The organism is Reyranella sp. (assembly GCF_044224635.1).
GTDB lineage: Bacteria > Pseudomonadota > Alphaproteobacteria > Reyranellales > Reyranellaceae > Reyranella.
Genome location: NZ_JBGAKA010000009.1, coordinates 43,187 through 57,233, shown reverse-complemented (window position 1 = coordinate 57,233; position 14,047 = coordinate 43,187). Strand labels below are relative to the sequence as shown.

General features: G+C 66.7%; 12 protein-coding genes. All 12 read left to right on the top strand.

Annotated elements, in window-relative coordinates; all coding sequences use genetic code 11:
• Positions 1-138 precede the first annotated feature (138 nt).
• The 12 genes from ACILR9_RS10810 to ACILR9_RS10755 all read left to right on the top strand — a co-directional run bounded on the left by ACILR9_RS10810 (position 139) and on the right by ACILR9_RS10755 (position 14,034).
• The gene (locus ACILR9_RS10810; protein ID WP_395709928.1) at positions 139-648 is read left to right on the top strand and encodes a YbjN domain-containing protein; all 510 of its coding nucleotides are present in this window, start codon (positions 139-141) and stop codon (positions 646-648) included.
• Between the two features lie 344 nt (positions 649-992).
• On the top strand, positions 993-1,802 hold the full coding sequence (lgt, locus tag ACILR9_RS10805; RefSeq protein ID WP_395709927.1) for a prolipoprotein diacylglyceryl transferase: 810 nt from the start codon (positions 993-995) through the stop codon (positions 1,800-1,802).
• A gap of 10 nt (positions 1,803-1,812) precedes the next feature.
• Positions 1,813-2,895, top strand: a complete 1,083-nt coding sequence (locus ACILR9_RS10800; RefSeq protein WP_395709926.1) for a class I SAM-dependent methyltransferase — start codon at positions 1,813-1,815, stop codon at positions 2,893-2,895.
• 10 nt (positions 2,896-2,905) lie between these two features.
• Positions 2,906-3,673, top strand: a complete 768-nt coding sequence (gene pgeF / locus ACILR9_RS10795; RefSeq protein ID WP_395709925.1) for a peptidoglycan editing factor PgeF — start codon at positions 2,906-2,908, stop codon at positions 3,671-3,673.
• Positions 3,674-3,725: 52 nt separating this feature from the next.
• Entirely contained in the window at positions 3,726-4,718 is a 993-nt protein-coding gene (locus tag ACILR9_RS10790; protein ID WP_395709924.1) for a hypothetical protein, read from the top strand.
• 363 nt (positions 4,719-5,081) lie between these two features.
• Positions 5,082-6,668 (top strand): ABC transporter substrate-binding protein, encoded by a 1,587-nt coding sequence (locus tag ACILR9_RS10785; RefSeq protein WP_395709923.1) that lies wholly within the window; start codon positions 5,082-5,084, stop codon positions 6,666-6,668.
• Positions 6,669-6,727: 59 nt separating this feature from the next.
• The gene (locus ACILR9_RS10780) at positions 6,728-8,305 is read left to right on the top strand and encodes an ABC transporter substrate-binding protein (protein WP_395709922.1); all 1,578 of its coding nucleotides are present in this window, start codon (positions 6,728-6,730) and stop codon (positions 8,303-8,305) included.
• Between the two features lie 97 nt (positions 8,306-8,402).
• Positions 8,403-9,344, top strand: a complete 942-nt coding sequence (locus ACILR9_RS10775) for an ABC transporter permease (protein WP_395709921.1) — start codon at positions 8,403-8,405, stop codon at positions 9,342-9,344.
• Complete coding sequence (locus ACILR9_RS10770) at positions 9,341-10,276, top strand: ABC transporter permease (RefSeq protein ID WP_395709920.1); 936 nt, start codon at positions 9,341-9,343, stop codon at positions 10,274-10,276. Before ACILR9_RS10775 ends, ACILR9_RS10770 begins: the two co-directional genes overlap by 4 nt.
• Positions 10,276-11,907: an ABC transporter ATP-binding protein gene (locus ACILR9_RS10765; RefSeq protein ID WP_395709919.1), complete on the top strand. Its 1,632-nt coding sequence runs from the start codon at positions 10,276-10,278 to the stop codon at positions 11,905-11,907. The genes ACILR9_RS10770 and ACILR9_RS10765 overlap by 1 nt, the downstream gene beginning before the upstream one ends.
• A gap of 105 nt (positions 11,908-12,012) precedes the next feature.
• Positions 12,013-12,228, top strand: a complete 216-nt coding sequence (locus tag ACILR9_RS10760) for a dodecin family protein (RefSeq protein ID WP_395709918.1) — start codon at positions 12,013-12,015, stop codon at positions 12,226-12,228.
• A 153-nt stretch (positions 12,229-12,381) separates the two neighbouring features.
• Positions 12,382-14,034, top strand: a complete 1,653-nt coding sequence (locus ACILR9_RS10755; RefSeq protein ID WP_395709917.1) for an acyl-CoA dehydrogenase family protein — start codon at positions 12,382-12,384, stop codon at positions 14,032-14,034.
• Positions 14,035-14,047: the final 13 nt, after the last annotated feature.

The following is a 14,047-nucleotide window of genomic DNA, read 5'->3' as shown; positions in this document are numbered from 1 at the left end:
GATTGCATCGAATTGATGGCTTGTGGCAGGCTACCGCTTGTAGGTGGCTTGGTCTCCACCAACGATATGTCGACCACCCGTCGTAACAAAAGGTCCAGCAGGCACCGCAAGACGGAACAAGTTGGGGGAGTGGGGTCGATGGCGTTATCGCGACAAGAGCGAGTTAGGCGAAAAGCCGATCTCAACCCTTTGAAAATGATCGAGAAGATCGTGGCCGACAATGACTGGCCTTTCGATCGCACGTCCGATCAGGAAATCGCTGTCGAGGTCGCCGGCCGGTGGTGCGATTACCGGATGTTCTTCAGCTGGCGCGAGGACGTCGAGGCCCTGCACTTCACCTGCGCCTACGATGTCCGCATCCCGAGCGAGCGTCATCGCGACATCCACGTGCTGCTTGCCCTGATCAACGAAAAGATGTGGCTGGGTCACTTCGATCTGTGGAGCGAAGAAGGCCTGCCGATGTTCCGCCACGCCATCCCGTTGCGCGGCACCACCGGCCTGATGCCCGAGCAACTGAACGACCTGGTCGAGGTCGCCATCAACGAAAGCGAGCGCTTCTATCCCGCCTTCCAGTACGTCGTGTGGGCCGGCAAGACGCCGATCGACGCCCTCACCGCCTCGATCCTGGAGACGGTCGGGGAAGCCTGAACGAAAATCAACGCCAACGGAAAACGAGATTTGTCGCCAACCCCAAACGAGAACGACCGACGCCCCCTCTCTCGATAAAAACGCAAAACAGCTCGGATCGTTTTCGGCGGCGCCGGCCCTCAAGGCTGGCGCCGCAACGTCTTCTCTTCCCCGGCTTTTGCCGGGGAGGTGTCCGCATCTTCGCGGACGGAGGGGTCATGAATCACAAGAAGCGGCGGGCCGATGGCTTATGACCCCTCCGTCGCCGTAAGACGGCGACACCTCCCCAGCTTCGCTGGGGAGGACAATGAGGCCGGCGCCGCAACCATTCTGCGGTCACGATTGGCCGGCTATAACGGCCGACAATGAACACCCTTCTCCTGCTCCCCTACCCCGCCATCGACCCGGTGCTGATCCAGATCGGGCCGTTCGCCATCCGCTGGTACGCGCTGGCCTACATCGCAGGCCTCGTCATCGGCTGGCAGATCATGCGGCGTGTCTGCGAGCAGCCGCCCGAGCTCCTGTCGCCAGTCAAGATCGACGACTTCCTGGTATGGGCCGCCCTGGGCGTGATCCTGGGCGGACGGCTTGGCTACGTGCTGTTCTACAAACCGGGCTTCTACCTCGCCAATCCGCTCGCGATCCTGACGCTGTGGGAGGGCGGCATGTCGTTCCATGGCGGCCTGCTGGGCGTGATCGCCGCCATCCTGGCCTTCGCCATCCGCAACAAGGTCGACCCCTTCATGCTGTCGGACCTGGTGGCGATCGTGACGCCGATCGGCCTGTTCTTCGGCCGCCTGGCCAATTTCATCAATGGCGAGCTGTGGGGCCGTACCAGCGACGTGGCATGGGCGATGATCTTCCCGCACGGCGGCCCCTTGCCACGCCATCCGAGCCAGCTCTACCAGGCATTCTTCGAGGGCATCGTGCTGTTCCTCGTGATGGTCGCGGTGTGGCGTCGGACCGATGGACGCCGCCGGCCCGGCCTGCTGACCGGCGTGTTCTGCGCCGGCTACGGCGTGGCGCGCATCGTCGGCGAGGTGTTCCGCGAGCCCGACGCTCATCTCGGCTTCCTGTTGGGGCCGCTCACCATGGGGATGCTGCTGTCGGTGCCGATGGTGGCGTTCGGCGCCTGGCTGATCGTGCGCGCCGAACGGCGGCCCGCCCTCGCGTGACCCCCCTCGCGTGACCACCGAGCTCGGGCGGCTGCTCGCCCGTCGCATCGCCCTCACCGGGCCGATTCCGGTCGCCGACTTCATGGCCGAGGCGCTGGGCCATCCGCGCTTCGGCTACTATCGCAAGGCCGCGGCCCTCGGCGCCGCCGGCGACTTCACCACGGCGCCGGAAATCTCCCAGATGTTCGGTGAGCTCTTGGGCGCCTGGTTGGCTGAGCGATGGCTCGCGATGGGACGACCACGACAAGTGCGGCTGGTCGAGCTGGGCCCCGGTCGCGGCACCCTGCTGGCCGACGCCCTGCGCGCCACCCGCGGTGTTGCCGGCTTCCATGCCGCGCTCGACCTGCACCTGGTCGACATAAACGAACCCCTGCGCGCCGCGCAGGCCTCGGCGCTCGCCGGATTCGAACCGGCCTGGCACGACCGGCTCGACGACGTGCCGGACGGGCCGCTGCTGCTGGTCGCCAACGAGTTCTTCGATGCCCTGCCGGTGCGCCAGTTCACCTGTACTCCGCAGGGCTGGGCCGAGCGCATGGTCGGCCTGGGCGACGATGGCGAGACGCTGCGCCTGGCGCTGGCGCCCGGCCGCACGCCCTTTGCCGCCGCCCTGCCCGAGGCCGCGCCCGGCCGGCAGGCCGAGCTCTGTGAAGCGGGGCTGGCGCTCGCCGGCGCAATCGGCACGCGTCTGCGGCGCGACGGCGGCTGGGCGCTGATCATCGACTACGGCTTCGAGGGCACCAGCGGCCTCTCGCTCCAGGCGGTGCGCCGCCATCGCGGCAGCGACATCCTCGACCGGCCAGGCGAGACCGATCTCAGCGCCCACGTCGACTTCACCGCGCTCGCCCGCTCGACCGGAATGCCGACCTTCGGCCCCGCCGGCCAGGGCGACTTCCTGCGGCGCCTCGGCATCGCCCAGCGTGCAGAGGCACTGAAGGCGCGCGCGACCCTGTCGCAGCGCCACGCCATCGACGCGGCATTGGCGCGCTTGATCGACCCGGATCAAATGGGCACGTTGTTTCGCGTCATGGCCGTGGGCGACACCCCAAGCAGCGAACCACCCGGCTTTTCGGACAGCTTCCCGAGTACGACATGATCCAGGCCCAATGATCCAGGCGACTTCGCTTGCCGAGCTCGACGGCATGCAGCACCGATTCTTCACCCGTCATGGCGGCGTCAGCAGCGGCCTCTACTCGTCGCTCAACTGCGGCTACGGCTCGGCCGATCCGCCGGAGAACGTGCGCGAGAATCGCCGCCGCGTCGCCGCCCAGTTCGATCGCGCCGAGCCGGACTTGCTGACCGTGCATCAGATCCACTCGACCGACGTGCTGACCGTCGGCGATGACCGCTGGACCTCGCCCGGCGCGCCCAAGGCGGACGGGCTGGTGACCGACCGGCCCGATGTCGTGCTGGGCGTGCTCGCCGCCGATTGCGCGCCCGTCCTGCTGGCCGATCCGTCGGCCGGCGTGATTGGCGCCGCCCATGCCGGCTGGCGCGGCGCGCTCGCCGGCGTGGTCGACGCGACGATTGTCGCCATGGAGCGGCTGGGCGCCCGGCGCGACCGCCTGAAGGCCGCCGTCGGCCCCTGCATCGGCGGCCGGTCATACGAGGTCGGGCCGGAGTTTCCGGCCCCCTTCCTGGCGCAGGATCCGGCCAACGCCGCCTTCTTCCGCGACGCCCCGCGCGCCGGTCATTTCCTGTTCGACCTGGCGGGCTACCTCGTCCATCGCATCGGCCTTGCCGGCGTGGCGGCGACCGCCACCGGTCACGATACGCTGGCCGCCGGCCACGACTTCTTCAGCTACCGCCGCAATACCCTGCAGGGCGAACGCGACTACGGAAGGGGCCTGTCGGCCATCGCGCTGCGACGCTGATGCCCTACCTGATCATCCTGATGTTATGCTGCCTGCTCGGAGTCGTCGCGACATGCGCCATGCTGTGACGCTCCTCTGGCTGTTGCTGCTGGCCGCCTGCGCCGCGCCGCCAAAGCCCTTCGAGCACGACGACACCGAGGCGCCGATCCGGCAGCTGCCGCGCGACAAGAACGAGGTCGCGATCGCGCTGCCCAAGAACATGCCGCCGGAGATGGGCCGGCGCGTCGCCGCGTCGCTGGCGATGGAGCTGCAGTCCTACGGCATCGTCGCCGCCGTACAGCCGGCCCAGGCGCCGATCCAGATCAGCAGCACGATGAGCACGCGCGACGCCGGCGAAACCGCCATCGAGATCCAGGTCGACTGGAAGGTCGACGGCGCGCCGAACCCGCAAGAATCGACCACCAAGACACGGGCGCGGCCAGAGGATTACGCCGAAGCGAGCGAGCGGCTGGTTTCGCGCATCGCCTATCAGGCGGCGCCGCGTGTCGCGACCATGATCGGCCGGCCGCCCAACTTCAAGCCGCGCTCGCCCGGCCAGGTCGCTGCCGGCGTCACGGTCGCCGAAGAGCCGCCGCCCGATCTCACCGTGCCGCCGATCGCCGGCCTCGCGCCGACGGCGGCGGGCGCCACGCCGCCGGCGCCGCAGCTGCCCGGCCAGCCGCCGCCGGCCCAGGAGGCCAAGGTCAAGGTGCTGGTGGCCCCGGTGACCGGCGCCCCCTCGGACGGCAATCGCCAGCTCTACTCCGGCATGCGACGCGCCCTGGGCTCGAGCAAGATCATCGTCGTCGATGCCGAGGCGCCCGACGCCTTCATCGTCGTCGGCGCGGTGACCGTGACGCCGGTCGACGAGCGCACCGTGCAGCTGGTCATCAAGTGGTTCGTCAAGGATCCGTCGGGCAAGACCATCGGCGATCTCGAGCAGGCCAACCCGGTGCCCGCCGCCGCCGCCAAGGGCTCGTGGGCCGGCTTCGGCGACATCGTTGCGACGGCGGCATCGGAAGGCGTGCTCGAGCTCCTGGAAAAGGCGATCAACCGCCCGCGGTGAGGATCATTGTCCTCCCCCTGTGGCGCTGTAAACAGCGCCACAGGGGGAGGTGCCCCCGCAGGGGGCGGAGGGGTCAAGAACCTCAGTCGAGGAGGTGTCCTTTCTGATACTTGATGCTGGTCGCGCGGGCCTGATTCCATTTAGTTCGACGACAACACATGGATGCCGAACGTGTGTTGCTCATGACCCCTCCGCCCCCTGCGGGGGCACCTCCCCAACGCAAGCGTTAGGGAGGGCAGCCTAGCGCAAAGGTCTCCTCGCGGCTGTGAAATCGCTCTGTCGCACAGGGGTCCCGGACTGCTAGAGTCTTGACAGCGGCTCGATTCTTGCAATGAAGCCGGTGCCATAGGGAGGCAGTCGTTTATGTTCAGTCTCAGGAAATCCGCCGCGACCTTTGTCGCGGCTGCCAGCGTTGCAGGCCTGATGGGGGCCGGTACAGCTGACGCACAGACCCTCAAGGTCGTGATGCATTCCGACGTCAAGATCCTCGATCCGATCTGGACCACTGCTTACATCCAGCGAAACCATGGCTACATGGTGTGGGATACGCTTTTCGCGATGGACGAAAAGTTCGAGGTCAAGCCGCAGATGGTCGACAAGTACGACGTCTCGGCCGACAAGCTCGTCTGGACCTTCACCCTGCGTGACGGCCTCGAATGGCACGACGGCAAGCCGGTGACGTCGGAAGACTGCATCGCCTCGATCAAGCGCTGGGCAGCGCGCGATTCGATGGGCCAGAAGATGATGGCCTCGGTCGACGGCTTCGAGGCGGTCGACGCCAAGACCTTCAAGATGAAGATGAAGGAGCCGTACGGCCTGGTGCTCCAGTCGCTCGGCAAGCCGTCGTCGAACGTGCCGTTCATGATGCCGGCCAAGACCGCCGCGACCGATCCCAACACCCAGATCAAGGTCGAGGATGTCATCGGCTCCGGCCCGTTCATCTTCAAGGCCGATGAATGGAAGCCCGGCGAGAAGACGGTCTATGTGAAGAACCCCAAGTACAAGCCGCGCGCCGAGCCGCCCTCCGGCCTGGCCGGCGGCAAGGTGGTCAAGCTCGATCGCGTCGAATGGGTTTGGATCCCCGACGCCCAGACCCAGGTGGCGGCCCTTCAGAACGGCGAGATCGACATGATCGAATCGCCCAGCCACGACCTGCTGCCGCTGCTCGCCAAGGACAAGAACATCAAGCTGTTCAACGGCAATCCGCTCGGCAACCAGTACGTCTTCCGGTTCAACAGCACGGCCAAGCCGTTCGACAATCCCAAGGTTCGTCACGCCGTCGCGGTCGCCTTCGGCCAGGAGGACTTCCTCAAGGCGACGATCGGTGATCCGACCTACTACAAGGTCTGCAAGCCGGTATTCATCTGCGGCACGCCGCTGGCGAGCGAAGACGGCCTGGCCGACGTGCTGAACGCCAACGCCGCCAAGGCCAAGCAGCTGCTGACCGAGGCGGGCTACGACGGCACGCCGATCGTGCTCATGCAGTCGACCGACTTGCCGGTGCTGACCAATCTCGCCCCGGTCGCCAAGGCGCAGATGGAACGCGCCGGCCTCAAGGTCGAGATGGTGTCGATGGACTGGCAGACGCTGGTCGTCCGCCGCACCAAGAAGGATCCGCCGACCGCCGGTGGCTGGCACGCCTTCCTCACCTCGTGGGTGGCCGCCGATATCCTCAACCCGGTGATGGCCGGCTTCTTCAACGCCGCCTGTGACAAGGCAATGTTCGGCTGGCCGTGCGATACGACGATCGAGAAGCTGCGCGACCAGTTCTCCAAGGAGACCGATCCGGTCAAGCAGAAGGAGCTCGCGATCGCCCTTCAGAAGTACTGGGCCGACAACCCGACGCACGTCAATGTCGGCCAGTGGTATCAGCCAGCCGCCCTGCGCACCAATCTCGAGGGCACGCTGGTCGCGCCGGTGACGACGTTCTGGAACGTATCGAAGAAGTAAGCGCAAGGGGGAGAGCGGAGGGGTCCGTTCTCCCCCATTCATGTTGGAGGGGTTTATAAATGAGAGTGTTTCGACGCACCCTTGCGGCCGTCGCCGCCGGCGCAATTCTCGCGTCGGCTGTTCCGGCGCTGGCGCAGAACAAGGTCCTGCGGTTCGTGCAGAATGGCAACCTGACGATCCTCGATCCGATCTGGACGACCGCCTACGTCACGCGCAACCACGGCTACCTGATCTACGACACGCTGTTCTCGGCGGACGAGAACAATGCGGTGCGGCCGCAGATGGTCGACAAGTACGAGGTGTCGCCCGACAAGACGGTGTGGACCTTCACCCTGCGTGACGGCCTCGAATGGCACGACGGCAAGCCGGTGACGTCGGAAGACTGCATCGCCTCGATCCAGCGCTGGGGCAAGCGCGACGCCATGGGCCTGAAGCTCATGGACTTCGTCAAGGAGTTCAAGGCGGTCGACGCGAAGACCTTCCAGATCGTGCTGAAGGAGCCCTACGGCCTGGTGCTCGACTCGCTCGGCAAGCCCTCCTCGAACGTGCCCTTCATGATGCCCAAGGCGGTCGCCGAGACCGACGCCTTCAAGCAGATTGACAGCCAGATCGGCTCGGGGCCGTTCATCTACCAGAAGACCGAATCCAAGCCGGGCGAGAAGCACGTCTATCTCAAGAATCCGAAGTACAAGCCGCGCAACGAGCCAGCCTCCGGACTGGCCGGCGGCAAGGTGGTCAAGGTCGACCGCGTCGACATCATCGAGATGCCCGACACCCAGCAGCAGGTGAATGCCCTGGTGGCGGGCGAGATCGACCTGCTCGAGCAGCCGCCGCACGATCTCATCCCGGTCCTCAAGGCCGAGAAGAGCGTGAAGCTGGTCGACTGGAACCCGCTCGGCCATCAGTTCATCATCCGCTTCAATCACGTGGTGAAGCCGTTCGACAATCCGAAGATCCGCATGGCCGCGCTGCTCGCCATGCGCCAGGAGGACTACCTCAAGGCGACCGTCGGCGAGCCCGAATACTACAAGGTCTGCTCGGCCGCTTTCGTCTGCGGCACGCCCAACGCCGTCGACGCGCCCAACGGCCTGCTGGTCAAGCCCGACTTCGAGAAGGCCAAGGCGCTCCTCAAGGAGGCGGGCTACGACGGGACGCCGATCGTGCTGATGCAGTCGACCACCCTGCCGGTGCTCACCAACACCGCGCCGGTGACCAAGGCGCTGCTCGAGCAGGCCGGCTTCAAGGTCGACATGCAGTCGATGGACTGGCAGACGCTGGTCACGAGGCGCACCAAGAAGGAGCCGGCCAACCAGGGGGGCTGGAACATCCTCCACACCTTCTCGGTGGCCGCCGACATCCTGAACCCGATCTCGACCTCGTACATGGTCGCCCAGGGCGACAAGTCATGGTTCGGTTGGCCGACCGATCCGGAGATGGAGAAGCTGCGCGACGCCTATGCCAAGGAGACCGATCCGGCCAAGGCCAAGGCGCTGGCCGGCGCGGTGCAGGCGCGCGCGCTGGAGACGGCGCAATACGGCTGGATCGGCCAATGGTACGGTCCGGGCGCGGCGCGTAGCAACGTCACCGGCTGGCTGAAGGCGCCGGTGCCGGTGATGTGGAATATCGAGAAGAAGTGACATCGCAGCCGCCGCAAGGCGGCTACGATGTCACCCTGAGCGACGCGAAGGATCCTTCGGGCCCATCGCATCGCTCGGGGCGACAAACGGGAATCACATGCTCGATTTTATCGTCCGCCGACTGATCGCCATCGTCCCCGTGCTCACGGTGGTGGCGGTCCTCGTTTTCCTCATGCTGCGATTGACGCCGGGCGACCCGGCGGCGGTGATCGCCGGTGACAATGCCACGTCCGACCAGATCGCCGACATCCGCGCCAAGCTCGGCCTCAACGAGCCGATCTGGACGCAGTTCGCCATCTGGATCGGCAGCATCCTGCAGGGCAATTTCGGCGAGAGCTACTTCTTCAAGAAGACGGTTGCCGAGCTGATCGCGCAGCGCATCGAGCCCACCCTGGCGCTCGCTCTGTGCACCCTGATCTTCGCCGTCTGCGTCTCGGTGCCGATCGGCGTGATGGCCGCCTACCGCCAGGGCACGCTGTTCGACCGCATCGTCATGGGCTTCTCGGTCCTGGGCTTCTCGGTGCCGGGCTTCGTGATCGGCTACTGCCTGATCTACATCTTCGCCATAGAGCTGGGCTGGCTGCCGGTGCAGGGCTACGTCCGTATCGGCGTGAATTTCTGGCAATTCCTCGAACGCATGGTCCTGCCGTCGCTCACCCTGTCGGTGGGCTTCATTGCGCTGATCTCGCGCATCACCCGCGCCTCGGTGCTCGAGGTGCTGAACGAGGATTACATCCGCACCGCCCGCGCCAAGGGGCTCTCCAACCGCGTCGTGCTGATGCGCCATGCGCTGCGCAATGCCGCGGTGCCGATCCTGACCGTGATCGGCATCGGCATCGCCATCCTGATCGGCGGCGCGGTGGTGACCGAGAGCGTGTTCGGCCTGCCGGGCCTCGGCCGCCTCACCGTCGAGGCGGTGCTGAGCCGCGATTTCCCGACCATCCAGACCGTCATCCTGATGTTCTCGGTGGTCTATGTCGTGATCAACCTGCTGATCGACATCAGCTACACCCTGTTCGATCCGAGGATCCGCTATTGAGCACGATCACCGAAGAAGTCGTCGACTCCGCCTCGATCGCGGCGGCCTCGACCAAGCGGCGCAGCCTGTGGCTGGTCGCCATCCGCCATCCCAGCGTCATCATCGGCGGCACCATCCTGCTGATCATGATCGCGATTGCCGCGCTGGCGCCCTTCCTGGGCACCGTCGACCCGACGCGCATCGACCCGGCGGCACGCAACAAGAAGCCGGGCACCGAGATCACCTACCGGCTCGATGACGGCCAGACCGCCAAGCGGGTCGCCATCATGGGTACCGACAGCCTGGGCCGCGACGTCTACAGCCGGGTCATCTACGGCACCCGCGTCTCGCTCGCGGTCGGCATCGCCGTCGCCATCATCGCCGTCGCCATCGGCACGATGATCGGCCTGGTCTCGGGCTACGTGCGCTGGGCCGACGGCATCATCATGCGCATCATGGACGGGTTGATGGCCATACCGGGCATATTGCTCGCCATCGCCCTGGTGTCGATCTGGCGCACCGGGCTGATCACCGTGGTGTTCGCCATCGTCGTGCCCGACGTGCCGCGCGTCGTTCGCCTGGTGCGCTCGATCGTGCTGACGGTGCGCGAGGAGCCCTATGTCGAGGGCGCGATCTCGGTCGGCACGCCGACCTGGGTGCTGATGTTCCGCCACATCCTGCCCAACACCGTGGCGCCGCTGATCGTGCAGGGCACCTTCCTCGCCGCCGCCGCCATCCTGGTCGAGGCCGCCCTCTCCTTCCTCGGCATCGGCATCCCGCCGGAGATCCCGAGCTGGGGCAACATCATGGCCGAGGGCCGCACGCTGTTCCGCGTGTTCCCGCACAACATCCTCTATCCCGGCATCTTCCTCGCGCTGACGGTGCTCGCCATCAACATCATGGGCGACGGCTTGCGCGACACGCTCGACCCGAAGATGAGCAAGAAAGTCTGATGAACGACACGAAGAAGCCAGTCCTCGAGGTCCGCAACCTCTCGGTATCCCTGCCGACGGGCGCCGACCGCGCCCATGCCGTCGAGAAGGTGAGCTTCACGGTCAATCCCGGCGAGATCGTCTGCCTGGTGGGCGAATCGGGCTCGGGCAAGTCGGTGATCGCCTTCACCGTCATGGGCCTGCTGGCCAAGGCGCTGAAGCCGACCTCGGGCGAGATCCTGCTCGAGGGCGAGAACGTGCTGGCGGCCGACGAGACCCGGTTGCGCGACCTGCGCTGCACGCGCATGTCGATGATCTTCCAGGAGCCGATGACGGCGCTCAACCCGGTGATGACCTGCGGCGAGCAGATCGACGAGGTGCTGAGCACCCACACCAAGCTCGACGCCGGCGAGCGCAAGGCCAAGATCCTGGCCATCCTGGGCCGCGTGAAGTTGCCCGAGCCGGAGCGCATCTACGCCTCCTACCCGCACCAGCTGTCGGGCGGCCAGCGCCAGCGCATCATGATCGCCATGGCGCTGGTGCTCGATCCGGTGCTGCTGATCGCCGACGAGCCGACGACGGCGCTCGACGTCACGACCCAGGCCGAGATCCTGAAGCTGATCGCCGAGCTGCAGGCCGGCCAGGGCACCGGCGTGCTGTTCATCACCCACGATTTCGGCGTCGTCGCCGAGATCGCCCATCGGGTGGCCGTGCTGCGCTGGGGCGAGCTGGTCGAGATGGGGCCGACCGAGCAGATCCTGTCCCGCCCGGGGCATGGCTACACCAAGATGCTGATCTCCTCGGTGCCGTCGATCACGCCGCAGCATCGCGGGGTGCGCAAGGACGGCATCACCGTGCTGCGCACCGAAAAGCTCGGCAAGGTCTACTCGGGCAAGTCGTTCTTCCAGAAGGCGCGCGTGGTCAAGGCGGCGATCGACGTCGATCTCGATATTCGCAAGGGCGAGACGCTGGGAATCGTGGGCGAATCGGGCTCGGGCAAGTCGACGGTGGCGCGCTGTATCGCCCGCCTGATCGATCCGACGGAAGGCAAGGTATTCCTGGGTGACACCGAGATCGCCACCATGTCGGTCAACAAGCTGCGGCCGCACCGGCGCAAGGTGCAGATCGTCTTCCAGGATCCCTACCGCTCGATGAATCCGCGCATCACGGTGGGCGACTTCATCATCGAAGGGCCGATGAACTTCGGCCTCGGCAAGGACGAGGCGCTGGCCCGCGCGCGCAAGCTGATGGAGACGGTGCGGCTCGATCCCAACTCGCTCGACCGCTATCCGCACCAGTTCTCGGGCGGCCAGCGCCAGCGCATCTGCATCGCCCGCGCGCTGGCGATGGAGCCCGAGCTCCTGATCGCCGACGAGGCGGTGTCGGCGCTCGACGTGTCGGTGCAGAAGCAGGTGCTCGAGCTGCTCGACGAGATCCGCCAGCGGCTCAATCTCGCCGTGCTGTTCATCACCCACGATCTGCGCGTGGCGGCGCAGATCTGCGACTACGTCGCGGTGATGAGCAAGGGCCGCGTCGTCGAGTACGGCTCGGCCGAGCAGGTGTTCGGCGCGCCGCGCGACGACTACACCAAGGCGCTGTTCGCCGCCGCGCCCGGCCGGCACTGGGAATTCGGCAAGTTCGCCACTGCCTGATTTGTGCTAGGCTCCGCACCAAGGAAAGGCCCTACAGGCACCCGCTGCCGCGCCTCCCCCTGACCGGCACCGGATGGACGGGAACCCGTGTCGAGGGAGGCTCACATGGCGGACAGCGTGTACAAAGTGATCGAGCTGGTCGGCACCAGCACCGACTCCTGGGAAAAGGCGGCGAGAACGGCGGTCGAGCGCGCCGCTAGGTCGTTGCGCGACCTGCGCGTCGCGGAGGTCGTCGAGCAGGATTTGGTGATCGAGGACGGCAAGGTCACGGCCTACCGCACCAAGCTCAAGCTCTCCTTCAAGTACGAAGGCGGCGGCTGATCTCGGCGCACGTCTGAAGGGTCAGCAATACTGTCATCCCGAGCGTCAGCGAGGGACCTTTCTTGCTGCCTAGACCAAAGGTCCCGCGCTGACGCTCGGGATGACATCGGGACTTGGACTGCGAAATCACCCTCACATGAGGTAGAGTCGCGCATGTCCTCCGGCCTGCTCGAAGACGCCTCGTTCAACCAGTCGCCGGCCTTCGGCGACCTCGACCTGTTCAGCGCCGACCGGCCACTGGCGGATGCGGCCCGGCGCGCCGGCCTCGACCTTGCGAACCTGGCTGCCTGCGGCAAGGACTACGGCGCGGCCGAGACGCTCGATCTCGGCCGCGTCGCCAACGAGAACCCGCCCAGGCTCCACATCATGGACGGCAAGGGAAACCGCCTCGACCTCGTCGAGTTTCATCCCGCCTACCACGCCATGATGGCCAAGAGCATCGGCCACGGCATCCACGCCTCGGCGCACGACGGCAGCGACCCGTCAGGGCCAATGTCGACGCGCGCCGTGCGGCTCTATCTCGCGACCCAGGCCGAAAGCGGGCACATGTGCCCGGTCACCATGACGCATGCCTGCATCGGCGCGCTGCGCTCGGAGCCCGCCCTGCTGGCCAAGTGGCTGCCGCATATCCAGACGCGAACCTACGATCCGCGGCCGCTGCCGTGGTGGGAGAAGAAGGGCGTCACCCTCGGCATGGGCATGACCGAGCGTCAGGGCGGCACCGACGTGCGCGCCAACATCACGTCAGCCGCGGCGGCCGGCGACCATGTCGAGATCACCGGCCACAAATGGTTCATGTCGGCACCGATGTGCGATGCCTTCCTGGTGCTCGCCCAGGCGACCGAGGAAGCAGCCGAGGGATCGCAAGGCGGCGGGCTCACCTGCTATCTGATGCCGCGCTACCGGCCCGACGGATCGAAGAACCAGATCCGCTTCCAGCGCCTGAAGGACAAGCTCGGCAACAAGTCGAACGCCTCGTCTGAGGTCGAATTCCACGGCGCCTATGCCGAGCGGGTCGGCGCCGAAGGGGCGGGCGTGCGCACCATCATCGAGATGGTGAACCTGACGCGGCTCGATTGCGCCATCGCCTCGGCCGGGCAGATGCGCATCGCGCTCTCCCAGGCGCTGAACCACATCCGCAACCGCTCGGTGTTCCAGCGCCGCCTGGTCGACCAGCCGGCGATGCGCGCCACCGTCGCCGACCTCGCGCTCGAGATCGAGGCGCAGGTCGCGCTGGTGTTCCGCCTTTGCCGTGCCGCGGAGCGCGCGGCCCAGGATCCCGCTGAGGCGGCCTACGTCCGCCTGCTGACGCCGGCGGTGAAATTCCTGGTGTGCAAGAGCACGCCGCAGGTCGTCTACGAAGCGCTCGAGTGCCTGGGCGGCAATGGCTACACCGAGGACTTGCCGATGGCGCGCTACTTTCGCGAGTCGCCGCTCAACGCCATCTGGGAAGGCTCCGGCAACGTCATGGCGCTCGACGTGCTGCGCGCCGCCGGCCGCCATCCCGACCAGGCGATGGCCACGGTCGAAGGCCTGGCCCGCACGGCCGCCGTCGCGTTCGATACGCGCCCGCTCGCCCAGTCGCTCGCCACCGTGTTGCGCTCGGGCAATGCCGAGCGGCGCGCCCGCTTCGTCTGCGAGGGTTTGGCCCGCATCGCCGCCCTCGCCGCGCTCGCGGAAGCGAAGTCGGATTTCGCCACCCTGTACGGCGACGCCCGCCTGCGCGGCGCGGGCTTCACCCAGTTCGGCACCGCCGATCTCGGCAACGCAGAGACCGCTTTGATCGATCGCGCGCTGGCAGCGTGATCTTCCTCCTCCC

Coding starts and splice junctions, on each gene's coding strand:
- ACILR9_RS10810 (WP_395709928.1), top strand. CDS start 139: ATGGCGTTATCGCGACAAGAGCGAGTTAGGCGAAAAGCCGATCTCAAC.
- lgt (WP_395709927.1), top strand. CDS start 993: ATGAACACCCTTCTCCTGCTCCCCTACCCCGCCATCGACCCGGTGCTG.
- pgeF (WP_395709925.1), top strand. CDS start 2,906: ATGATCCAGGCGACTTCGCTTGCCGAGCTCGACGGCATGCAGCACCGA.
- ACILR9_RS10790 (WP_395709924.1), top strand. CDS start 3,726: ATGCGCCATGCTGTGACGCTCCTCTGGCTGTTGCTGCTGGCCGCCTGC.
- ACILR9_RS10785 (WP_395709923.1), top strand. CDS start 5,082: ATGTTCAGTCTCAGGAAATCCGCCGCGACCTTTGTCGCGGCTGCCAGC.
- ACILR9_RS10780 (WP_395709922.1), top strand. CDS start 6,728: ATGAGAGTGTTTCGACGCACCCTTGCGGCCGTCGCCGCCGGCGCAATT.
- ACILR9_RS10775 (WP_395709921.1), top strand. CDS start 8,403: ATGCTCGATTTTATCGTCCGCCGACTGATCGCCATCGTCCCCGTGCTC.
- ACILR9_RS10765 (WP_395709919.1), top strand. CDS start 10,276: ATGAACGACACGAAGAAGCCAGTCCTCGAGGTCCGCAACCTCTCGGTA.
- ACILR9_RS10760 (WP_395709918.1), top strand. CDS start 12,013: ATGGCGGACAGCGTGTACAAAGTGATCGAGCTGGTCGGCACCAGCACC.
- ACILR9_RS10755 (WP_395709917.1), top strand. CDS start 12,382: ATGTCCTCCGGCCTGCTCGAAGACGCCTCGTTCAACCAGTCGCCGGCC.